Origin of the sequence: uncultured Methylibium sp. (assembly GCF_902826655.1) — a bacterium.
GTDB lineage: Bacteria > Pseudomonadota > Gammaproteobacteria > Burkholderiales > Burkholderiaceae_C > Methylibium.
On the sequence record NZ_CADEFR010000051.1, the window covers coordinates 1 to 21524 of the forward strand.

Annotated in this window: 22 protein-coding genes and 1 tRNA gene; 18 read left to right on the forward strand and 5 right to left on the reverse strand. The window is 71.0% G+C overall.

The window, feature by feature from the left end:
- From uppS to QZV97_RS16355, 12 genes are all read left to right on the forward strand, one after another.
- Positions 1-693: polyprenyl diphosphate synthase (uppS, locus tag QZV97_RS16300; RefSeq protein ID WP_295644789.1), on the forward strand; the 693-nt coding region annotated here is incomplete at its 5' end.
- 9 nt (positions 694-702) lie between these two features.
- A complete protein-coding gene (locus QZV97_RS16305; RefSeq protein WP_295644792.1) occupies positions 703-1539 on the forward strand; it encodes a phosphatidate cytidylyltransferase in 837 nt (278 codons plus the stop codon).
- A 10-nt stretch (positions 1540-1549) separates the two neighbouring features.
- Positions 1550-2728, forward strand: a complete 1179-nt coding sequence (locus tag QZV97_RS16310; protein ID WP_295644796.1) for a 1-deoxy-D-xylulose-5-phosphate reductoisomerase — start codon at positions 1550-1552, stop codon at positions 2726-2728.
- On the forward strand, positions 2725-4086 hold the full coding sequence (rseP, locus tag QZV97_RS16315; protein ID WP_295644799.1) for an RIP metalloprotease RseP: 1362 nt from the start codon (positions 2725-2727) through the stop codon (positions 4084-4086). Before QZV97_RS16310 ends, rseP begins: the two co-directional genes overlap by 4 nt.
- 4 nt (positions 4087-4090) lie before the next feature.
- On the forward strand, positions 4091-6427 hold the full coding sequence (gene bamA / locus QZV97_RS16320) for an outer membrane protein assembly factor BamA (RefSeq protein ID WP_295644802.1): 2337 nt from the start codon (positions 4091-4093) through the stop codon (positions 6425-6427).
- The gene (locus QZV97_RS16325; protein ID WP_295644807.1) at positions 6427-6936 is read left to right on the forward strand and encodes an OmpH family outer membrane protein; all 510 of its coding nucleotides are present in this window, start codon (positions 6427-6429) and stop codon (positions 6934-6936) included. Before bamA ends, QZV97_RS16325 begins: the two co-directional genes overlap by 1 nt.
- A gap of 23 nt (positions 6937-6959) precedes the next feature.
- Positions 6960-8024 carry a UDP-3-O-(3-hydroxymyristoyl)glucosamine N-acyltransferase gene (gene lpxD, locus QZV97_RS16330; protein WP_295644809.1) on the forward strand — a complete coding sequence of 355 codons (1065 nt, stop codon included), beginning with the start codon at positions 6960-6962 and terminating at the stop codon, positions 8022-8024.
- A 34-nt stretch (positions 8025-8058) separates the two neighbouring features.
- The gene (fabZ, locus tag QZV97_RS16335; protein WP_295644812.1) at positions 8059-8499 is read left to right on the forward strand and encodes a 3-hydroxyacyl-ACP dehydratase FabZ; all 441 of its coding nucleotides are present in this window, start codon (positions 8059-8061) and stop codon (positions 8497-8499) included.
- An 11-nt stretch (positions 8500-8510) separates the two neighbouring features.
- Positions 8511-9296 carry an acyl-ACP--UDP-N-acetylglucosamine O-acyltransferase gene (gene lpxA / locus QZV97_RS16340; RefSeq protein WP_295644815.1) on the forward strand — a complete coding sequence of 262 codons (786 nt, stop codon included), beginning with the start codon at positions 8511-8513 and terminating at the stop codon, positions 9294-9296.
- Between the two features lie 24 nt (positions 9297-9320).
- Positions 9321-10439 (forward strand): lipid-A-disaccharide synthase, encoded by a 1119-nt coding sequence (lpxB, locus tag QZV97_RS16345; protein ID WP_295644817.1) that lies wholly within the window; start codon positions 9321-9323, stop codon positions 10437-10439.
- The gene (rnhB, locus tag QZV97_RS16350; protein WP_295644820.1) at positions 10411-11046 is read left to right on the forward strand and encodes a ribonuclease HII; all 636 of its coding nucleotides are present in this window, start codon (positions 10411-10413) and stop codon (positions 11044-11046) included. The genes lpxB and rnhB overlap by 29 nt, the downstream gene beginning before the upstream one ends.
- Positions 11043-11831, forward strand: a complete 789-nt coding sequence (locus QZV97_RS16355; RefSeq protein WP_295644822.1) for an RNA methyltransferase — start codon at positions 11043-11045, stop codon at positions 11829-11831. The genes rnhB and QZV97_RS16355 overlap by 4 nt, the downstream gene beginning before the upstream one ends.
- Here QZV97_RS16355 and QZV97_RS16360 read toward each other — a convergent pair.
- The 5 genes from QZV97_RS16360 to earP all read right to left on the reverse strand — a co-directional run bounded on the left by QZV97_RS16360 (position 11792) and on the right by earP (position 16871).
- Entirely contained in the window at positions 11792-12160 is a 369-nt protein-coding gene (locus QZV97_RS16360; protein WP_295644825.1) for a DUF2784 domain-containing protein, read from the reverse strand. The genes QZV97_RS16355 and QZV97_RS16360 overlap by 40 nt on opposite strands.
- The gene (gene mnmC / locus QZV97_RS16365; protein ID WP_295644828.1) at positions 12157-14097 is read right to left on the reverse strand and encodes an FAD-dependent 5-carboxymethylaminomethyl-2-thiouridine(34) oxidoreductase MnmC; all 1941 of its coding nucleotides are present in this window, start codon (positions 14095-14097) and stop codon (positions 12157-12159) included. The genes QZV97_RS16360 and mnmC overlap by 4 nt, the downstream gene beginning before the upstream one ends.
- Entirely contained in the window at positions 14094-15032 is a 939-nt protein-coding gene (locus QZV97_RS16370; RefSeq protein WP_295644831.1) for a heme-dependent oxidative N-demethylase subunit alpha family protein, read from the reverse strand. Before QZV97_RS16370 ends, mnmC begins: the two co-directional genes overlap by 4 nt.
- 90 nt (positions 15033-15122) lie before the next feature.
- On the reverse strand, positions 15123-15677 hold the full coding sequence (gene efp / locus QZV97_RS16375) for an elongation factor P (RefSeq protein WP_295644834.1): 555 nt from the start codon (positions 15675-15677) through the stop codon (positions 15123-15125).
- A gap of 90 nt (positions 15678-15767) precedes the next feature.
- Complete coding sequence (gene earP / locus QZV97_RS16380; RefSeq protein ID WP_295644837.1) at positions 15768-16871, reverse strand: elongation factor P maturation arginine rhamnosyltransferase EarP; 1104 nt, start codon at positions 16869-16871, stop codon at positions 15768-15770.
- Between the two features lie 40 nt (positions 16872-16911).
- Here earP and uvrC point away from each other — a divergent pair, with 40 nt between their 5' ends.
- The 6 genes from uvrC to QZV97_RS16410 all read left to right on the forward strand — a co-directional run bounded on the left by uvrC (position 16912) and on the right by QZV97_RS16410 (position 21524).
- The gene (gene uvrC, locus QZV97_RS16385) at positions 16912-18852 is read left to right on the forward strand and encodes an excinuclease ABC subunit UvrC (protein WP_295644840.1); all 1941 of its coding nucleotides are present in this window, start codon (positions 16912-16914) and stop codon (positions 18850-18852) included.
- On the forward strand, positions 18839-19372 hold the full coding sequence (locus QZV97_RS16390; protein ID WP_295644843.1) for a hypothetical protein: 534 nt from the start codon (positions 18839-18841) through the stop codon (positions 19370-19372). The genes uvrC and QZV97_RS16390 overlap by 14 nt, the downstream gene beginning before the upstream one ends.
- Before the next feature lie 52 nt (positions 19373-19424).
- Positions 19425-19991 carry a CDP-diacylglycerol--glycerol-3-phosphate 3-phosphatidyltransferase gene (pgsA, locus tag QZV97_RS16395; RefSeq protein ID WP_295644846.1) on the forward strand — a complete coding sequence of 189 codons (567 nt, stop codon included), beginning with the start codon at positions 19425-19427 and terminating at the stop codon, positions 19989-19991.
- The gene (locus QZV97_RS16400; RefSeq protein ID WP_295644849.1) at positions 19991-20899 is read left to right on the forward strand and encodes a DMT family transporter; all 909 of its coding nucleotides are present in this window, start codon (positions 19991-19993) and stop codon (positions 20897-20899) included. Before pgsA ends, QZV97_RS16400 begins: the two co-directional genes overlap by 1 nt.
- 266 nt (positions 20900-21165) lie before the next feature.
- Positions 21166-21438, forward strand: a complete 273-nt coding sequence (locus tag QZV97_RS16405; protein ID WP_295644852.1) for an HU family DNA-binding protein — start codon at positions 21166-21168, stop codon at positions 21436-21438.
- A gap of 10 nt (positions 21439-21448) precedes the next feature.
- A tRNA-Val gene (locus QZV97_RS16410) sits at positions 21449-21524 on the forward strand.

Consider the following 21524-nt stretch of genomic DNA (forward strand, 5'->3'; position numbering starts at 1 on the left):
GGCAACGGCCGCTGGGCCAACAAGCGCTTCATGCCGCGCTTCGTCGGCCACAAGCAGGGCGTCGACGCGCTGGTGCGCACCGTCAAGGCCTGTGCCGACCGCGGCATCGAGTACCTGACGGTGTTCGCCTTCTCGAGCGAGAACTGGAAGCGCCCCGAGGAAGAGGTCTCGGGCCTGATGAGCCTGGTGCTGGTGGCCGTGTCCAAGTACCTCGCCAAGCTGGCCAGCGAGGGCGTGCGCATCCGCATCGTCGGCGATCGCGAGGCGGTATCCGAGAAGGTGCGCGAGGCCTGGCTCGAGGCCGAGCGCAGCACCGAGCACAACTCGCGCATCACCCTGTCGGTCGCCTTCAACTACGGCGGCCGCTGGGACGTCCTGCAGGCCTGCCGGCAGGCCATCGCCGACGGCGTGCCGGCGGCTGACCTGAGCGAGGCCCGCTTGTCGCGCTACATGGCGCTGAGCCATGCGCCGGATCCGGACCTCTTCATCCGGACGGGCGGCGAGGTGCGCATCTCCAACTTCCTGCTGTGGCAGGCCGCCTACTCGGAACTGCACTTCACGCCGTGCCTGTGGCCCGACTTCGACGAAGTCGAGCTCGACGCCGCGCTGGCCACCTATGCCGCTCGCGACCGCCGCTTCGGCGGCGTCAAGCCCGTGCCCGCGGCCCAGCTGGCGGGGCAGGGCGCGGGCTGACCCGGCGCGATGCTCAAGCAACGCATCATCACGGCGCTGGTCCTGCTGGCGCTGTTGCTGCCCGCGCTCTTCTGGCCGCTGCTGTGGCCGTTCGCATTGCTGATGCTGCTGATGATCGGCTCGGCCGGCTGGGAATGGGGCCGCCTGAACGGCCTCGCAGGCGGGCCGGCCGTGCTGCTCGGCCTGGCAATCGCGGCGGCCGGCCTGCTGGCCTACGCCTCCGGCTGGGCCTTGCAGGTGCCGCCGCTGTTGTGGTGGTTCGCGACCGCCCTCTGGGTGCTGGGCGGCACCTGGGTGCTGGCCCGGGGCGTGGCGCGCTGGCCGCGCCTGCCGGTGGCGCTGCGACTGCTGCTGGGCGTCGTGCTGCTGGGGCTGGTCTGGCTGGCCCTGACCCAGGCCAAGGCGCGCGGCGTGAACTTCCTGCTGTCGGTCTTCGTGCTGGTATGGGCGGCCGACATCGCCGCCTACTTCGGCGGTCGCGCCTTCGGCCGCCGCAAGCTGGCGCCGGCGATCAGTCCCGGCAAGAGCTGGGAGGGTGTGTGGAGCGGCATGTTGGGCGTGCTGCTGCTGGCGGCGGCCTGGATCGCCTTTGATCGCAGCACGGGGCAGGCCGTGCCGAGCCTCTTCAGCGAGCTGCACGGGCGGCTCGGTCTCGTCGCCGGGGTGCTGGCGCTGCTGTTCCTGACGGCGCTGAGCGTCGTCGGCGACCTGTTCGAGTCGCTGGTCAAGCGCAGTGCCGGGGCCAAGGACAGCAGCGCGCTGCTGCCCGGGCATGGCGGCGTGTTCGACCGCATCGACGCGCTGCTGCCGGTGTTCCCGCTGGCACTGGCGTTGTGTGCGCTCTGAGGCCGGACCGATGACCGCACAGCGCATCTGCGTGCTCGGCTCGACCGGCTCGATCGGCGTCAACACGCTCGACGTGTTGGCGCGCCATACGGGTCGCTACGTGGTCTTCGCGCTGAGCGCGCAGCGTCGCATCGACGAGCTGGCGCAGCAATGCCGGACCCATCGTCCGCGCTACGCGGTGGTGCCGGACGCGAGCGCCGCGCAGCGGCTGCGCGAACGGCTCGCCGGGCTGGACGTCGAGGTGCTGGACGGCGAAGCGGCACTGGCCGAGGTGGCGGCGCATCCGGAGGTCGACGCCGTGATGGCGGCCATCGTCGGCGCGGCCGGCCTGGCGCCCTGCCTGGCCGCGGCGCGTGCCGGCAAGCGGCTGCTGCTGGCCAACAAGGAGGCGCTGGTCGTCGGCGGCGCGCTCTTCATGCGCGCGGTGCGCGAGGGCGGCGCCACGCTGCTGCCGATCGACAGCGAGCATTCGGCGATCTTCCAGTGCCTGCCCGAGGACCGCAGCGCCTGGGCGCGCCGCATCGATCACATCGTGCTCACCGCGTCCGGGGGGCCGTTCCGCACCCGCGATCCGGCCAGCCTGCGCAGCGTGACGCCCGACGAGGCCTGCGCCCACCCGAACTGGGTCATGGGCCGCAAGATCTCGGTCGACTCGGCGACGATGATGAACAAGGCGCTCGAGGTGATCGAGGCGCGCTGGCTGTTCGACCTGGCGCCGTCGCAGGTGCGCGTCGTGCTCCATCCGCAGAGCATCATCCACTCGATGGTGGTGTGCCGCGACCACTCGGTGCTGGCCCAGCTCGGCACGCCCGACATGCGCGTGCCGATCGCCTACGGCCTGGCCTGGCCCGAGCGCATCGAGTCCGGTGCCGAAGCCCTGGACTTCGAGCGCCTGTCCGCACTGAGCTTCGAGTCCGTCGACCCTGTGCGCTACCCGGGCCTGTCGCTGGCCTGGTCCACCCTCGACGGGCCGCCGGGCAGCACGGCGGTGCTCAACGCGGCCAACGAAGTGGCGGTCGCCGCCTTCCTGGCGGGAACGATCCGCTTCGATCAGATTCACAGCGTCAATGCGCACACCCTCGATCGCACCACCATCCGATCCGATGCGACGGACTCGCTCGCCAGCCTGCTGGCGCTCGATGCCGAGGCCCGTGCCGTGGCCGGCCAGCACGTGAAGGCGCTCGCATGACCACCGTCCTGGCCTTCCTGCTGACGCTCGCGGTGCTGATCGTCGTGCACGAGTACGGGCACTACCGCGTGGCGGTCGCCTGTGGTGTCAAGGTGCTGCGTTTCTCGGTCGGATTCGGGCGCGTGATCTGGCGGCGCCAGCGCGGCGAGACCGAGTTCGTGATCTCGGCACTGCCCCTGGGCGGCTACGTGAAGATGCTCGACGAGCGCGAGGACGACGTCGACCCCGCCGACCGCGACCGGGCTTTCAACCGCCGGCCGCTGTGGCAACGCTCGGCGATCGTCGCGGCCGGGCCGGCCGCCAACCTGTTGCTGGCGGTGCTGCTCTATGCCGCGACCAACTGGGTGGGTATCGAGGAGCCGAAGGCCCTGCTCGGTTCGCCGACGGCCGGCAGCGCCGCCGAGCGCGCCGGCCTGGCGGCCGGGGACTGGGTGCGGGCGACGGTCGACGAGTCGGGCGAGGAAACACCGCTGCAATCGATGACCGAACTGCGCTGGCAGCTGACCGACGCGGCGCTGCGCGGCGAGGGGCTGCGCCTGCGCGTCACCGACGGCGACGGGCGGGGCGGGCGGACGGTGCGCCTCGCGCTGGAAGGCGTGGGAGCACGCGACGTCGACGCCGATCTGATGCGACGCATCGGCATCGGCGCGCCGTTCAGCGAGCCGGTGCTCGGCAAGCTGGTCGACGGCGGTCCGGCTCACCAGGCGGGCCTGCGCGAGGGCGATCGCGTGCTGACGGTCGACGGCGTCCGGATCGCCGACGCTGGCAGCCTGCGCCAGGCGATCCGCGGCGCAGTGCGCGACGGCGCCGCGCTCACCATGGACTGGCAAGTGCAGCGCGGTGGCGAACGGCTGGATCTCGACGTGACGCCGGCGCTGAGCGTCGACCGCGGGCAGAGCGTCGGTCGCATCGAGGCCTACGTCGGGCAGCCGCCGGCGATGGTGACGGTGCGCCATGGCCCGATCGATGGCCTGGTGCGCGGTGCGCGCCATACCTGGGATGTCGCCGCGCTGAGCCTGCGCATGCTCGGCAAGATGCTGGTCGGCGAAGCGTCGCTCAAGAACCTGAGCGGTCCGCTGACGATCGCCGACTACGCCGGCCAGTCGGCGCAACTCGGCCTGGCCTACTACCTGGGCTTCCTGGCGCTGGTCAGCGTCAGTCTCGGCGTGCTGAACCTGCTGCCATTGCCGATGCTCGACGGCGGGCACCTCATGTATCATCTTTTCGAAGCGGTGACAGGGCGGCCGGTCTCTGAAGTGTGGCTGGATCGGCTGCAGCGCGGGGGGCTGGCGATCATGCTCATGATGATGTCACTGGCCCTCTACAACGACGTGGCCCGCCTGCTGGGCCTGCACTGACCGCATGTCCCTCGCTCCAGCGTTTCTGACGGTCGCTTCGCGCCTGCCGTCCCCGCCCCGCACCCTGCGTCCCGCGCTGCTGATCGCCGCCTTGGCGGCGGCACTGCATGCGACGCCGGTCTGGGCGGTCGATCCCTTCGTCCTGAAGGACATTCGCGTCGAAGGCCTGCAGCGGGCCGACGCCGGCACCGTCTTCGGCGCGCTGCCCTTCCGCATCGGCGACACCTACAACGACGAGAAGGGCGCCGCTGCGTTGCGGGCGCTGTTCGCGACCGGCCTGTTCAAGGACGTGCGGCTCGAGGTCGAGGGCGATGTCGTCGTCGTGGTCGTCGAGGAGCGGCCGATCATCTCGAGCGTGACTTTCGTCGGCCTGAAGGAGTTCGACAAGGACGTGCTGACCAAGTCCCTGAAGGACGTCGGCATCGGCGAAGGCCAGCCTTTCGACCGTTCGCTGGCCGACCGCGCCGAGCAGGAATTGAAGCGCCAGTACCTGACGCGCAGCCTGTACGGCGCGGAAGTCGTTACCACGATCTCGCCGGCCGAGCGCAATCGCGTCAACGTGACCTTCACGATGAGCGAGGGCGAGGTCGCCAAGATCAGCGAGATCCGCATCACCGGCAGCCAGGCCTTCTCGGAGGGCACGCTGCTGGGCCAGCTCGAGCTCACCACCAGCGGCTGGCTGACCTGGTACACGAAGACCGATCGCTACTCGCGCACGAAGCTCAATGCCGACCTCGAGACGCTGCGCGCCTACTACCTGAACCGCGGCTACCTCGAGTTCAACGTCGAGTCGACGCAGGTCGCGATCTCGCCGGACAAGCAGAACATCTCGATCACGATCAACGTCACCGAAGGCCAGCCCTACACGGTGACGGCCGTGCGGCTCGAGGGCGACTACCTCGGCAAGGAAGACGACTTCAAGGCGCTGGTCGCGATCAAGCCGGGCGAGGCCTACCGTGCCGAAGCCGTGGCCGAGACTTCTCGCCGGTTCGGTGAGCTCTACGGTGCCTTCGGCTACGCCTTCGCACGCACCGAGCCGCGCACGGAGATCGACCGTGCCACCGGTCGCGTCGAGGTCGTCCTGGTCGGCGAGCCGAGCCGGCGCGTCTACGTCCGCCGCATCAACGTGGCCGGCAATGCCCGCACGCGCGACGAGGTCGTGCGCCGCGAGTTCCGGCAGTTCGAGTCGTCCTGGTACGACGGCCGCCGCATCAAGCTGTCGCGCGACCGCATCGACCGGCTCGGCTACTTCAGCGAAGTCAACGTCGACACGAACGAGGTGCCGGGCTCGCCCGACCAGGTCGACCTGACGGCCGAGGTCAAGGAGAAGCCGACCGGCAACCTGCAGCTCGGCGCCGGTTTCTCGAGCGCCGACAAGGTCTCGCTGACCTTCGGCATCCGCCAGGACAACATCTTCGGCAGCGGCAACTATCTGGGCCTCGAGGTCAACACGAGCCGCTACAACCGCAACCTCGTCGTCAGCACCGTCGATCCCTACTTCACGATCGACGGCATCTCGCGCGCCATCGACGTCTACTACCGGACCTCCAAGCCGATCAACAGCCAGGGCGAGGAGTACGAACTGGTGACGCCCGGGGCGTCGATCCGCTTCGGCGTGCCGTTCAGCGAGTTCGACACGGTGTTCTTCGGCATCGGCTGGGAGCGCACCGAGATCAAGGCCGGTGCCTCGATCCCGAACAGCTACTTCCTCTACCGCGAGGCCTTCGGCGACACCGCGGACAGCCTGCCGCTGACGCTGGGCTGGCAGCGTGACGGCCGCGACAGCGCGCTGGTGCCGACGGCCGGGCGCTTCCAGCGGGTCAATGCCGAGTGGAGCGTGGCGCTCGACACCCGCTACCTGCGGGCCAACTACCAGTTCCAGCAGTGGATTCCGCTGTCCAAGCGTTTCACGCTCGGCCTCAACGCCGAGATGGGCTACGGCAAGGGCTTCGGCGGCCGGCCGTATCCGATCTTCAAGAACTTCTATGGCGGCGGCCTCGGCTCGGTGCGGGGCTTCGACCAGGGTTCGCTCGGTCCCGTCGACGTGACCGGCGCCTACATCGGCGGCAACCGGCGGATCAATCTCAACGCCGAGTTCTACGTGCCGGTGCCGGGCTCGGGCAACGACCGGACGCTGCGCCTGTTCGCCTACGCGGACGCCGGCAACGTGTGGGGCGAGAACGAGAAGCTCAAGTTCGGCGACCTGCGCTCGTCGGCCGGTATCGGCCTGAGCTGGGTGTCGCCGGTCGGACCGCTCAAGCTCAGCTACGGCGAGCCTTTGAAGAAGTTCTCGCAGGATAGAATTCAGAAGTTCCAATTCCAGATCGGGACCGCGTTCTGATGAAGACCTTGTCGATGAAGACCATGCTGGCTGCGGCCGCGCTCGCGACCGCGATGGTCGGTGCACATGCCCAGGAACTGAAGATCGGCTACGTGAACGGCGAGCGCGTGCTGCGCGAGTCGGCACCCGCCAAGGCGGCACAGGCCAAGCTCGAGGCCGAGTTCTCCAAGCGCGACAAGGAGCTCGCCGACACCGGCGCCCGCCTCAAGACCGCGGCGGACAAGCTCGAGAAGGACGCTCCGACGCTGCCCGAGAGCGAACGCGGCCGGCGCCAGCGCGAGCTGGTCGAGCAGGACCGCGAACTGCAGCGCAAGCGTCGCGAGTTCCAGGAAGACCTGAACCAGCGCAAGAACGAGGAGCTGTCTGCCGTCGTCGAGCGCTCCAACCGCGCGATCAAGCAGATCTTCGACGCCGAGAAGTACGACCTGATCCTCCAGGAAGCCGTGTTCGCCGGCCCGCGCGTCGACATCACCGAGAAGGTGATCAAGGCGCTCAACGCCGCCAAGTGAGGCGCCCCGGCGGCGCGGTTCACGTGTCGGCGGAATCTCCGGAAGCGGTCAGCCTGGGTGAGATCGCCGCTGCGCTGGGCGGCGAGTTGATCGGTACGCCTTCTTTGCGCATCACGCGCATCGCCCCGCTCGAGGCGGCGACCCCGGACGCGATTTCCTTCCTGGCCAACCCGCGCTATCGGCAGCAACTGGCCGGCAGCGCAGCCGGCTGCGTGATCGTCGCGCCGGCCTTGCGCGACGATGCAGCGGCCCGTGGGGCGGCGCTCGTCACGCCCGACCCCTACCTCTACTTCGCGCGGCTGACCCAGTGGTGGGCGGCGCGCACCCGGCCGGTGGTGGCGGCCGGGGTGCATCCGAGCGCGGTCGTCGATGCGAGTGCGCGGCTCGGCACGGGCGCGAGCGTCGGCCCGCTCGCCGTCGTCGAGGCCGGCGCCTCGATCGGCGACGGCGCCGTCGTCGGCGCGCAGTGCTTCGTCGGTCGCAATGCGCGGCTCGGTGCGGGGACGCGCCTGCATCCGCGTGTCACGCTGGGATTCGACTGCACGATCGGCGCGCGCGGCATCGTGCACAGCGGCGCGGTGATCGGCGCCGACGGTTTCGGCTTCGCGCCGACGAAGGACCAGGGCTACGTGAAGATCGAGCAGCTGGGGGCGGTGCGCATCGGCGACGACGTCGAGATCGGCGCCAACACCTGCATCGACCGCGGGGCGCTCGGCGACACCGTGATCGAGGACGGCGTCAAGCTCGACAACCTCATCCAGATCGCCCACAACGTGCATATCGGCCGTGGCAGCGCGATGGCCGGCTGTTCGGCGGTCGCCGGCAGCACGCGCATCGGGGCTCGCTGCACCATCGGCGGCGGCGCCGGCATCCTGGGCCACCTGACGATCGCCGACGACGTGCACATCTCGGCGCAGAGCACGGTCAGCCGCTCGATCGCGCAGCCGGGCACCTACACCGGCTTCTTCCCGCTCGACGACAATCGGAACTGGGAGAAGAACGCGGTCACGCTGCGGCAGCTGCACGCGTTGCGCGAGCGGATCCGCGCGCTGGAGCGCCGCGCCGGCAAGACCGACGAGCCCGCCTGAGCCCACCGCGCCACGAGACCGAGACCAGCACGCCATGATGGACATCCACCAGATCCTCGAGAAACTGCCGCATCGCTACCCCTTCCTCCTGGTCGACCGGGTGCTGGAGATGGAGCCGGGCAGGCGCATCAAGGCGCTCAAGAACGTCACGATCAACGAACCCTTCTTCGTCGGGCACTTCCCGCACCGGCCGGTGATGCCGGGCGTGCTGATCCTCGAGGCGCTGGCCCAGGCAGCGGCCTTGCTGGCCTTCTCGGTCGAAGGCGAGGGCACGGACCAGAACTCGGTGATCTACTTCGTCGGCATCGATGCGGCGCGCTTCAAGCGGCCGGTCGAACCGGGCGACCAGCTGACGCTGGAGGTCGAGGTCGACCGCGTGCGGGCCGGCATCCACAAGTTCCACGTCCGCGCCAAGGTCGGTGAAGAGCTGGCCGCCGAGGCGCAGCTGATGTGCACCAAGCGATCGATCGCCTGAGCGGGCCGTCGATGAGCATCCATCCGACCGCCCTTGTCGACCCGGCAGCCCGGCTGGCTGCCGACGTGAGCGTGGGCCCGTACACGGTGATCGGTCCGCAGGTGAAGGTCGGCGCCGGCACCAGCATCGGGGCGCACTGCGTGATCGAGGGTCACACGACGATCGGCGAGAACAACCGCATCTGGCAGTTCTGCTCGCTCGGCGCCGCGCCGCAGGACATGAAGTATGCCGGCGAGCCGACCGAGCTGGTGATCGGCGACCGCAACACCGTGCGCGAGTTCTGTACCTTCAACTGCGGCACGGTGCAGGACGGCGGCGTCACGCGCGTCGGCAGCGACAACTGGATCATGGCCTACGTGCACCTGGCGCACGACGTGCAGCTGGGCAGCCGCTGCATCCTGGCCAACAACGCGACGCTCGCCGGCCACGTGCACGTCGGCGACTGGGTCATCGTCGGCGGGCTGACCGGGGTGCACCAGTTCGTGAAGATCGGGTCTCATGCCATGGCCGGCTTCCAGACCGCCCTGTCGCAGGACGTGCCGCCTTTCATGATGGTCGACGGCAACCCGGCCGAGGTGCGCGGCTTCAATGTCGAAGGGCTGCGCCGTCGCGGCTTCGGGCCGGAGCGCATCGCTCAGGTCAAGCAGATGCACCGCCTGCTGTACCGCAAGGGCCTGACGCTGGACGACGCCAGGGGCGAGATCGCTGCGCTGAAGGGCACGGTCGACCAGGGTGATGCGGACGTGGCCTTGATGCTCGACTTCCTCGCGGCCTCGACGCGCGGCATCGTGCGCTAGCCCGTCGCGACGATGCGCCTCGGCATGGTCGCCGGCGAAGCCTCGGGCGACCTGCTCGCCGGCTTGCTGATGGGCGGATTGCGATCGCGCTGGCCCGGGCTGCAGATGGCCGGCATCGGCGGGCCGAAGATGGCCGCGCAGGGCTTCGAGGCCTGGTGGCCGAGCGAGCGGCTCGCCGTGCACGGCTACGCCGAGGCCCTGCGGGTCTACCGCCAGCTCGTCGCGCTGCGCCGTGAGCTCGGCGACCGGCTGCTGGCCGATCGCCCCGCGGCCTTCGTCGGCATCGACGCCCCGGACTTCAACCTCGGCCTCGAGGCCCGGCTCAAGGCGGCCGGCATGAAGACCATCCACTTCGTCTGCCCGTCGATCTGGGCCTGGCGCGGCGGCCGGGTCCACAAGCTCGCGGCGTCGGCCGACCACGTGCTGTGCCTCTTTCCCTTCGAGCCGGCGCTGCTGGAGAAAGCCGGCGTGCCGGCCAGCTACGTGGGTCACCCGCTGGCCGACGCGATCCCGCTCGAGGTGCCGCGGTCGGCGGCGCGGTCGGCGCTGGGACTGGGCGCCGGGGACGTCGTCGTCGCCGTGCTGCCGGGGTCGCGTCGCGGCGAGGTCCGGCACATCGCGCCGGCCTTCGTGCGGGCCGCGCAGCGCCTGCGGGCGGCGCGGCCGGAGCTGCGCTGCCTGCTGCCGATCGCCCCGGGACTGCGGACCATGATCGAGGCGGTGGTCGCCGACGCCGGGGCGCAGGAGGCGCTGCAGCTGGTCGACGGCCACTCGCACGAGGTGCTGGCCGCCAGCGACGCCGCGATGGTCGCCAGCGGCACCGCGACGCTGGAGGCCGCACTGTTCAAGCGCCCGATGGTCATCGGCTACCGCATGGCCTGGCTGAGCTGGCAGCTGATGCGGCGCATGCGCTACCAGCCCTGGGTCGGCCTGCCCAACGTGCTGGCCGGCGACTTCATCGTGCCCGAGCTGCTGCAGGACGAGATGACGCCGGAGGCACTGGCATCCGCCGTGCTGCGCTGGCTGGACGATCGCGTCGCCAGCGAAGGTATCGCGCGTCGCTTCGACGACATCCACCTCAGCCTGCGGCGCGACACCGCTCGGGCGGCGACCGATGCGATCGCGCAGATCCTCGAAGCCTGAGCAGCTGGGGCTGTCCTGGGACACGCCGGGCCTGGTCGCGGGCGTCGACGAGGCCGGCCGCGGGCCGCTGGCCGGGCCGGTGGTGGCGGCGGCGGTGATCCTGGACGAGTTGCACCCGATCCGCGGTCTCGGCGACTCCAAGGTGCTGGCGCCGCGCACGCGCGAGCGGCTGTTCGACGAGATCCGCGCCAAGGCGCTGTGCTGCTGCGTGGCCGAAGCCAGCGTCGAGGAGATCGACGAATTGAACATCCTGCAGGCGACGCTGCTGGCGATGCGACGCGCGGTCGACGGACTGCGGCTGGCGCCGCACCGGGTGCTGGTCGACGGCAACCGCCTGCCGCTGCTCAAGGTGCCGGCGGAAGCCATCGTCAAGGGTGACGCCAAGGTCGCGGCGATCTCGGCGGCCTCCATCCTGGCCAAGGTGCACCGCGACCGCCTGTGCCTGGCGCTGCACGAGACACACCCCCAGTACGGGTTTGCAGGGCACAAGGGCTACCCCACGCCCGACCACCTGGAGGCCCTGCGCACCCACGGCGCCTGCGGCGCGCACCGGCGCAGCTTCGGGCCGGTGCGGGCGGTGCTGACCGTGCAGGAGGCGTCGACATGACCCGCGGTCCGCAGCAGATCACGGCGGCCGGCAACCCGCTGCTGGTGCAGTTGCGGCGGCTGACCCGCGACCCTGGCGCCTACCGCCGGCTCGGCGAAATCTGGCTCGAGGGCGACCACCTGTGCGAGGCCTGCCTGGCACGCGGCCTCGCGCCGCTGCAGGCCGTCGTCAGCGAGAGCGGCTGGGCCGACGCGCGCGTTCGCGCTCTGGCGCAGGCGGCGCCGCGCGTGGCCATCGTGGCCGATGCGCTGTTCGCCGGGCTCAGCGGCCTGGAATCGCCGGCACGCGTCGGATTCCTGCTCGAGGTGCCGGCGGCGGCGCAGCCTCAGGACGGTATCGCGACCGTGGTGCTGGATCGACTGCAGGACGCCGGCAACGTCGGCAGCATCCTGCGCAGTGCGGCCGCGCTGGGGGTGGCGCAGGTCGTGGCGCTGGAGGGCACGGCGGCGCTGTGGTCGCCGAAGGTGCTGCGCGCCGGCATGGGCGCGCACTTCGCGCTGCGCCTGGTCGAGCGCGCGACGCTGGCCGATCTGGATGGGCTGACGCTGCCGCTCGTGGCGACCAGCTCGCATGCAGACCCGGGTCTGGACGAGGGCAGCTTGCCCTCGCCCTGCGCCTGGGTCCTGGGGCACGAGGGGCAGGGCGTGGCACCGGCCCTGCTGCAGCGCTGCCGCGAGACGCGCCGCATCCCGCAGCCGGGCGGCGAGGAGTCGCTCAACGTCGCTGCCGCCGCGGCGATCTGCTTCTACGAGGCCCTGCGCCAGCGCCGCCAGACCCCTGCGTAGACCACCAGGTTGACGGCGATCACGCCGGCGCCGAGCAGCCACTGCCACTCGCGCGTCAGCCCGACCGGGTAGATCAGCGGCAGCAGCCAGTGCTCGACGAAGCCGGCCTCGTAGCCGCGCTGGCCGGCCTCGGCACGCAGGCGGTTCTCGAGCGGTGTCAGCGGGCAGAGGCTGCCGCTCAGTTCGACATAGGCGCCCCACAGCCAGGCCGGCAGGTGGAACAGCAGCGCCCGGGGCCAGCGCAGGCCCAGCAGGCCGCCAGCGACGACGAAGGCGATGAAGCCGGCGTGCAGCAGCAGCACGGCGTCGGCGAGCCGGGCCGGGTTCATGTCTGCGGGTCCGCAAGGGCGACACGGCGGCGCGCGGCCAGCCACGCGCGCGCCGGGTCGAGCGTGTCGCGCAGGTCGGCTTCGACCGGGCAGGGCGTTCCGGCGACCCAGGACGCGAGCAGCTCGCCGCACAGCGCGGCCCAGGTGACGCCGCGCGAGCCCAGTGCCGCGATGACGTACAGGCCGCCGTCGGCATCGCGCAGGCGCGGCAGTCGGCGCAGGCGATCGTCATGCCGCGCCGTCGTGCACGCGGCCAGATCGGGCAGCGCGCCGACCAGCGGCAGCCGATCCGGCGTCACGGCCCGCCAGCCGACCCGTCCCTGCAATGTGTCCGTCGGCAGCGCTTCGATCGCCGGCGCGGCGAGCAGCCGTGCGGCCTGGGCCAGGTTGTGGCGATGGTCGGCCTCGCGCAGCCGGCCGTCCGCGTCGCCGGGCCGGGCGGTCGAGCCGCACCACAGCACGCCGTCGACGGCGGGCAGCACGTAGCCGGCATCGGCGACCGGGACGCGCGGTGCCGGCAGTCCGGCGGCGGGCAGTCCGGTGATCTGCCCGCGCACCGCGGCGAGCGTGCCCGTCGCCTCGGCGAGTGCGGGGCCAAGCAGCCGCGGCAGATCGATGGCGGTGGCCAGCACCAGGACCGGGGCGTCGGCGATCGACGCGCCGTGTTCGTCGAGCGCGTGCCAGCGGCCGCTGCGGCGCTCGATGGCCTCGACGCACGCGTTGCCCGCGAAGTGCGCATCGCCTGCTTCGAGCAGCGCGCCCGCGTAGTCGCCGGGCACGACCCAGCCGCCTCCGGGGAACCACCAGCCGCCCTCGGCCGCCGCCAGACCGCTGCGGGCGCGTGCGGCCTGGCCGGACACGGATTCGACGTAGTCGATCGGCCAGGGGGAGGTCGCCGGCGTCCCGGCCAGTCGCAGCAGGCCGTCGATCTGGCCGCGCACGCGGCCGCCGGAGATCCAGGGCCGCAGCAGGCGCTCGGTCGCCAGGGCCGCGGCGCGGTGCAGGCGCGCGTGCGGCCCGTCGTCGCCGTGCACGACGCCATGGAACAGCCCGGCCGGATTGCCGGACGCGCCCTGCGCGATGCTCGCGGCGCGATCCAGCACGGTGACCTGCCAGCCTTCGCGTCCCAGCGCCCGTGCCGCGGCGCAGCCGGCCAGCCCCGCGCCCACCACCAGGGCCTCGCGCGGACCGGTGTGGATCTGCAGGCCGCCGGCCTGGACGGCGGGACGATGGCGGGGGGCGTAGCGGGCCGTCGTCATGTCGCGCTTGCCGGAAAAGCCGGGAACGATCGAGACCTCGAAGCCGGCCGTCGCCAGGCCCTCGCGCAGCGCACGCGCCGAGCTCCACGTGGCGGCGGTCGCGCCCGGTGCCGCGAGCCGGCCGACCTGCTTGAGCGCCGGCAGGCTCCACATCGCCGGATTGCGGTCCGGTGCAAAGCCGTCGAGGAAGAAGGCGTCGACCGAGGCCATCACCTGCGGCAGCAGCGCTGCCACGTCGCCGAAGCCGAGCAGCAGCCGCACGCGGCCGGACTCGAACTCCAGCGCGTGCAGGTTCGGCGTCAACGCGGGCCAGGCCGCGACCAGCTGCCGTGCGAGCTCGGGCAGGGTGGACGACGCCTGCAGGCGCGCCAGGTCGGCGCGTGTCGGCGGGTGCTTGTCGATCGCCAGGAACCACAGTCGTTCGCAGCGCTGCGGGTCATGCCGCCAGGCGTCCCAGGTCGCGAGAAAGTTGTTGCCCAGGCCGAAGCCGGTCTCGAGCACGACGAAGCGTGGCCGCCCGCCCCAGCGCGCCGGCAGCCCGTTGCCGCCGAGGAAGACATGCCGGGCCTGGCCCGTCGCGCCGGCCGCGGGGTGATAGACATCGCCGAAGTCCGGCGCATGCGGCAGGCCGTCGGGCGCGAGCGCGATCCGCGCCGGTTCGATCGGCGCGGTCTTCATGGCGCGGCTCGTCGCTCGAGCCAGGCCAGCAGGGGCGCGCGAGCGTCGCCCAGGCCGCGGTAGGCCAGCACGGCGTCGCTCATCGACGCCAGCGCATCGTGCAGCGCCGCGGCCCGGCCCGGCGTGTCGATGGCCTGCGCGAGCGGCTGGACCTCGACGTGGATCGTGAAGACCGCCTGTCGCAAGGCCGGCAGCGGCACGAAGGTCTGGTGTTCGGTGCGCCAGCGAGCCTGGAGGGCGACGGCATCGGCCGTGTCGCGCCAGGGCGCGCGGAGGTGCCGGTCCGGGTGCGTGTCGTGCGTGTCGTGCGTGGTGATCGTCCAGACGAAACGCTCCCAGCGTTGCGGCTGGCAGACGAGCTGCATCAGGTGGCGGCCGGCGGCGATCAGCACCGCGTTGTCGGCGACCGGGTCATGGACGCTGGCGAAGGAGCGACCGCACTTGTCGCGTGGCGCCCAGTGCGAAGGCAGGCAGACGGCCATCCAGGGCAGCGTGGCCGTTGCGCCGTCGACGATGGCGAGGTCCTCGTGCAGCGCCAGGCTCAGCAGGCCGGCGGCTCGCTGCGACGGAGGCAAGGCGGCCAGGCAGGCGCCGACGTCCGGGCAAGCGTCGTCTCGCAGCGCCGACAGGCCGCCGCTCCAGTCGGCGCGCCAGCCGGGCTGCGCTGCGCTCACGCCGTGGTCGTCGGCCGCGATGGCTTGCGGGCATTGCCGGGCCGCCTCGGCCGCGAGCTCTCGCAGCGCCGGCAGCGGATCGAAGCCCGCTGCGCACAGCAGGGCCTCGCCCGGCTGCCGCATCAGCACCGCCAGCTTCTCGGCGCGCGCGGCGTGGTCCGCCGCGAGCGGCGTGAACTGCCGCGTGCCAGGCGCCAGCTTGCGCAGGCCGGGCTGCATGCGAAACGGCGTGCCGACCGCTGCGTCGAAGTCGAAGGGCATGCGGGATTCTGTGCGCAGTGGGGCGACCGCAGCCTCGCAAGCGACGAGGCCCGCACGCGGCGGGCCTCTTGGATCGGGGCGCGGCCAGACTCAGACGCGCTTGCGGTACTCGTGGGTGCGGGTGTCGATCTCGATCTTGTCGCCGGTCTCGACGAACAGCGGCACCGAGATCTCGAAGCCGGTGGCCAGCTTGGCGGGCTTGAGCACCTTGCCCGAGGTGTCGCCCTTGACCGCCGGCTCGGTGTAGGTGATCTCGCGCACCAGGGAGGTCGGCAGCTCGACCGAGATGGCCTTGCCGTCGTAGAACACCACTTCGACCGGCATGCCGTCCTCGAGGTACTGGATCGCGTCGCCCATGTTCTCGGACTCGACCTCGAACTGGTTGTACTCGGCGTCCATGAAGGCGTACATCGGGTCGGCGAAGTAGGAGTAGGTGCACTCCTTCTTCTCCAGGACGATCTGGTCCATCTTGTCGTCGGCCTTGAAGACCACCTCGGCGCCGGCGCCGTTGAGCAGGTTCTTCATCTTCATGCGCACGGTGGCGGCATTGCGGCCGCCGCGGCTGTATTCGGTCTTGAGCACGACCATCGGGTCCTTGCCCTGCATGATCACGTTGCCGGCGCGGATTTCCTGGGCGATCTTCATGGTGAGTCCTGTCGTTGCAGGGGCGCGCGGAGCGGCCCCGGGGGTGGCGTCGGATGAACGGGCCACCCGAAATTCGCAAAGCCCCGAATTTTAGCGTTTCGACAGCGCGTAGCGATAGAGCTGGCTGCCGAGGTCGCCCCGGGCGGACAGCGCGGTCGCGAGACGGGCTTCGCGCTCGCGCGACCAGGCCTGCCAGGGGCCGGGCGCGGGTTCGGCCGCCGGGGGGGCGGCCAGGCCGTTCCAGTGACGGAAGACGGCCCCGAGCGACAAGGCCAGGTCGGTCGGCGCACCGGCCAGATGATCGTCGAGGAAGGCTTCGAGCTTCGGGCCGTGAGCGCCGTCGCATTGCGGGTAGAGCTGCCACACGAAGGGCCGGGCAGCCCACAGCGCACGCACCAGCGAGTCTTCGCCGCGCACGAGGTTGAGGTCGCAGGACCAGAGCAGGCGGTCGTAGTCGTCCTGCGTCAGCCAGGGGAGGAAGTGCACCCGCAGCGCGTCCTGCCGCGCGACCGTGCCGGGCGCGCCGCCGACGCCCAGGACGCCGGCGACCTGGCGCGCCGCGAACCCCGGGGTCACCAGCAGCTGGGTCGATGCCTGGCGCCACCGCGCCAAGGTAGCCGCCAGCGCCGCTTGCTCGTAGCAGAAAAGGCTGATGCGCCGCGCGTGCGGCAAGGCGTCGATGCCGAGCCCGGCCAGCCAGGCGACCGGCTCGAAGCGGTCGCGGTCGCTGGCCAGGCCTTCCTCGCGCAGCAAGCCGCCGGTGGCCGGGCTGAAACCGGGGTAGAAGAACCACTTGCAGAGTCCGGCCCCGGGGCCATGGAGCTGGGGCGAAGGCAGCCCGTGGTTGCGTTCGGCCGCGCGTTCGGCGCTGAGGTACTCGAGGTTGATCCACACGGGCGCTGGGTCGGCTGCGGCCATGGCTTCGACAAAGCCCGCGGGCGGATCGCAGCCGAAGGCCTCGACGACGACGTCGCCGGGGCGCTCGGGGGCCGTCGGATCACGCCAGGGCATGGTCTCGACGCCGGCGGCGCCCTGCGGCGCCATCCAGGCCAGGGCCGAGGCGTCGTCGACCCACAGCCGCACGCGCTGCCCCAGCGCGGCCAGGCGTCGCGCGAGCCGCCAGCACACGCCGAGGTCGCCGTGGTTGTCGATCACGCGACAGAACAAGTCCCACTGCAGGGAAGGGCCGGGCATGCGGAGGATTATCGAAGCCGCCGCTGCACAATCCGCGCCGATGAACGAGCCGCTGCCGCCGCCGGACGATGTCGAGGGAGCGCCATCCGACGGGGCGCGCCAGCGGCTGCTCGACGACGTCGCGGCGCTGCCCAGCCTGCCCGGCGTGTACCGCTACTTCGATGCCCAGGGCGCGCTGCTCTACGTCGGCAAGGCCGGCAACCTGAAGAAGCGCGTCGCGAGCTACTTCCAGAAGAGTCACGGCGGTTCCCGCATCGGGCACATGGTCGGCCGCATCGCGCGGCTCGAGACGACGGTGGTGCGCTCCGAGGCCGAGGCGCTGCTGCTCGAGAACAACCTGATCAAGACGCAGAACCCGAAGTTCAACATCCTGTTCCGCGACGACAAGAGCTATCCCTACCTGAAGATCGCGTCGCACGCCTACCCGCGCATGGCGTACTACCGCGGGGCCGTCGACAAGCGGCACCGCTACTTCGGCCCCTACCCGAGCGCCTGGGCCGTCAAGGATTCGATCCACCTGCTGCAGAAGGTGTTTCGCCTGCGCACCTGCGAGGACACGGTCTTCAACCATCGCACGCGCCCCTGTCTGCTGTACCAGATCAAGCGCTGCTCGGCGCCTTGCGTGCAGGCCATCGGTGCCGACGACTACGGACGCGACGTCGCGAATGCCGAGCGCTTTCTGCTCGGCGAGCAGGAGCAGGTGATGGAGGCGCTGCAGGCGCGGATGATGGGTCACGCCGACGCGCTGCAGTTCGAGCAGGCGGCCGAGATCCGCAACCAGCTCGGCGCCCTGGCGCGGGTGCTGCACCAGCAGTCGGTCGAGACCAACGCCGACGGCGCCTTCGACAAGGACGCCGACATCCTGGCCGCGGTGGTACAGGGCGGCCGGGCCTGCGTGAATCTGGCGATGGTGCGCGGTGGACGTCACCTCGGTGATCGCCCGTATTTCCCGGCGCATGTCGAGGAAGCGAGCGCGCTGGTCGAGGCCGCTGGCGCCGATGACGAGGCGGCTGCCGTGCCGGTGGAGCGGCAGGTGCTCGAGGCCTTCATCGCCCAGCACTACCTCGAGGGCACGCCGCCGCCGCTGCTGGTCACCAGCCACGCCATCGACCGGGCCCTGGTCGATGCGCTGACCGAGGCCAGCGGCATCCGCATCACCGCGCAGCACCAGCCGCGCGAGCAGCGCCGGTCGTGGCTGGACATGGCGCTGAAGAACGCGCAGATCAAGCTGGCGCAGTTGCTGAGCGAGGAGGGGTCGCAGCAGGCGCGTACGCGCGCGCTGGTGGACGCACTGGACCTGGCGCCGGAGAGCCTCGACACCTTCCGTATCGAGTGTTTCGACATCAGCCACACGGCCGGCGAGGCGGCGCAGGCATCGTGCGTCGTCTTCGATCAGCACAAGATGCAATCCGCGCAGTACCGCCGCTACAACATCGCCGGCATCACGCCGGGCGACGACTATGCGGCGATGAGGCAGGTGCTGACGCGGCGCTACGGCAAGCTGGCCGAGTCGGCGGGCAAGGGTGATGCGCGGCTGCCCGACCTCGTGCTCGTCGATGGCGGCAAGGGTCAGGTGGCGGTGGCGCGCGAGGTCTTCGAGGAACTGGGTCTCGACCTGGCACTGATCGTCGGTGTCGAGAAGGGCGAGGGTCGCAAGGTAGGCCTCGAGGAGCTGGTGTTCGCCGACGGTCGCGGCAAGGTCGCGCTGGGCCGCGAGTCGGCCGCCCTGATGCTGGTGGCGCAGATCCGCGACGAGGCGCACCGCTTCGCGATCACCGGCATGCGTGCGAAGCGTGCAACTGTTCGCACCGGCGGCAGCAAGCTCGAGGACATCCCCGGCATCGGGCCGAAGAAACGTGCCAAGCTCCTGCAACGCTTCGGCGGAGCGCGCGGCGTGGCCAGCGCGAGCGTCGACGACCTGACGGCCGTCGACGGCATTTCCAGGGAACTGGCGGAGGAGATCTATCGTGTCCTGCACTGACCCACTGCGCGCCCGTGGCGCGATCGGCACGTTCGGCCGGCTGGCCGGTCTGGCGGCCCTGCTGGCGGCCTGTTCGTCGGCCCCGCCACCGGCGCCCACGCCCGCGCCGGCACCGGGGCGACCCGTCAGCCCGGCGCCGGCCCCGGCACCCGCGCCCTCGGCCGGCATCCTGCCGGCGCCTGAAACGCCGCGTTCGGCTGCGCAGCTGCGGCTGCAGGCCGCGCGACGTCTGGTCGCCGCGAATCCGACCATGAGCTACACCGGCCCCGTTCCGGAGCCGTTGCTGGCGATCCCCGTGCTCGAGGTCGAGCTCAACGCCGACGGCAGCGTGCGCCGCATCGACGTGATGCGCCATCCGAGCCAGGCCAAGGACACGACGCAGCTCGCGATGGATGCGATCCGCCGTGCCGCACCCTACGGTGACGTCTCGCGCCTGCCCAAGCCCTGGAAGTTCACCGAGACCTTCCTGTTCCGCGACGACCGCAAGTTCAAGCCGCGCACGCTCGACTCGGGCGTGTGACGCGGCGCGGGGTGCCGCGGGGCCGTCGAGGCTTCGCGGGCACAATGCGCCGATGTTCTTCACCCTGCCGACCCTCCTGACCTGGGCGCGCATCGTCGCGATCCCGCTGATCGTCGGCGTGTTCTATCTGGACCTGAGCGTCCCGACCAAGAACCTCGTGGCGACGATCCTCTTCGTCGTGGTGGCGCTGACCGACTGGGCCGACGGCTACCTGGCGCGACGACTGAACCAGACCTCGTCCTTCGGCGCCTTCCTCGATCCGGTCGCCGACAAGTTCCTGGTGTGCGCTGCCCTGCTGGTGCTGGTCCACGAGCAGCGGCTGCACTCGCTGATCGCGCTGGTGATCATCGGGCGCGAGATCGCGATCTCGGCCCTGCGCGAATGGATGGCACAGATCGGCGCGTCGCGCAGCGTCGCGGTGCACATGCTCGGCAAGCTCAAGACCACCGTGCAGATGGTGGCGATCCCCTTCCTGCTGTACGACGGCCGGCTGTTCGGCCTGATCGACACGCGTGTCTGGGGCACGGTACTGATCGTCGTCGCCGCCGCGCTGACGATCTGGTCGATGGTGTACTACCTGCAGAAGGCGCTGCCCGAGATCCGGGCCAAGGTCCGTTGATGGCGCCGGGCGCACGCAACGCGCTGCTGGTCGGCGCGATGCCGGCGGTCTTCGTGCTGATCTGGAGCACCGGCTTCGTGGTCGCGCGCTACGGCATGCCGCATGCGCCGCCGTTCGGCTTCCTGGCCGTGCGCTACGCGCTGTCGATCGTCTGCTATGTGCTCTGGGTGCTGATGGCCCGCGCTGTCTGGCCGACGCAGCGGTCGCAGTGGCTGCATCTCGCGGTCACGGGAGTGCTGATGCATGCCGGCTACCTGGGCGGTGTGTGGTCGGCGGTCAAGTCGGGCATCGGCGCCGGCTCGGTGGCCCTGATCGTCGGACTGCAGCCGGTGCTGACCGCCTTGTGGGTCAGTGCGACCGGCGCGGCCGCGGACCGCGTGGGATCGCGGCAGTGGCTGGGTCTGGCGCTCGGCTTCGTCGGGCTGCTGCTCGTCGTGGGGCCGCGGCTGGGCAGCGGCGAAGTCAATTCGCTCAACCTGGGCCTGGCGTGCTTCGCGCTGGGAGCGATCACGATCGGCACGCTCTACCAGAAGCGCTACGTGGCGCCGTGCGACGTGCGCACCGCGAGCGCGGTCCAGCTCCTTGCCGCTCTGGCCGTGACCTTGCCGCTGGCGCTGTTCGAGGCCGAGCCGGTGACCTGGCACCCCGAACTGATCGGCGCGATGGCGTGGTCGGTGCTGGTGTTGACGCTCGGTGGCGGTTCCTTGCTGTATCTGCTGATCCAGCGTGGCGCGGCGACGGCGGTGACGAGCCTCCTCTACCTGGTGCCGCCGTGCACGGCCGTCATGGCCTGGCTGCTGTTCGGCGAATCGCTGGCGCTGCACGTGCTGCTGGGCCTCGCGCTGACCGCCATCGGCGTCTCGCTCGTCCTGCGCTCGCCGCGCGCTGCGGCACCGCCGCAGTCGTGATCGGTGCGGGTTGCTCCATCTGTTTCACAAGGTGTCACCGCGTCGCGTTGCGCTTGCGCAGGTGCATCGTCAGCCCTCGCCGCGGCGCCTTGCAGCACGCCGGCCGCATGGGGGAATACGCATAGAATCCGCTTCCGCGCTTGACACCCCGCAGGCTCACCGCTGTAATCGTTCCGCACCCGAAGCGGCATCCGCAGCGCGTCCCACCGGGCCTTGTCCCGCACCTTCCACCATCGCCAGAGACACCTTACCGAGGGGGTACTTTTGTGAACAAGACCGAACTGATCGAACACATCGCCAAGCAGGCGGACATCTCGAAGGCCGCTGCAACCCGCGCGCTCGAAGCGCTGATCGGCGGTGTGCGCACGACGCTCAAGAAGGGTGGCAGCGTGTCGCTGGTCGGCTTCGGTACCTTTGCGGTCAGCAAGCGCGCGGCGCGCAGCGGCCGCAATCCGCGCACCGGTGCCACGATCAAGATCAAGGCGGCGAAGGTGCCGAAGTTCCGTCCCGGCAAGGCTCTGAAGGACGCGCTGAACTGAAGCGCGCCGCGGGTGCTTAGCTCAGTTGGCAGAGCGGCGCCCTTACAAGGCGTAGGTCGGGGGTTCGAACCCCTCAGCACCCACCA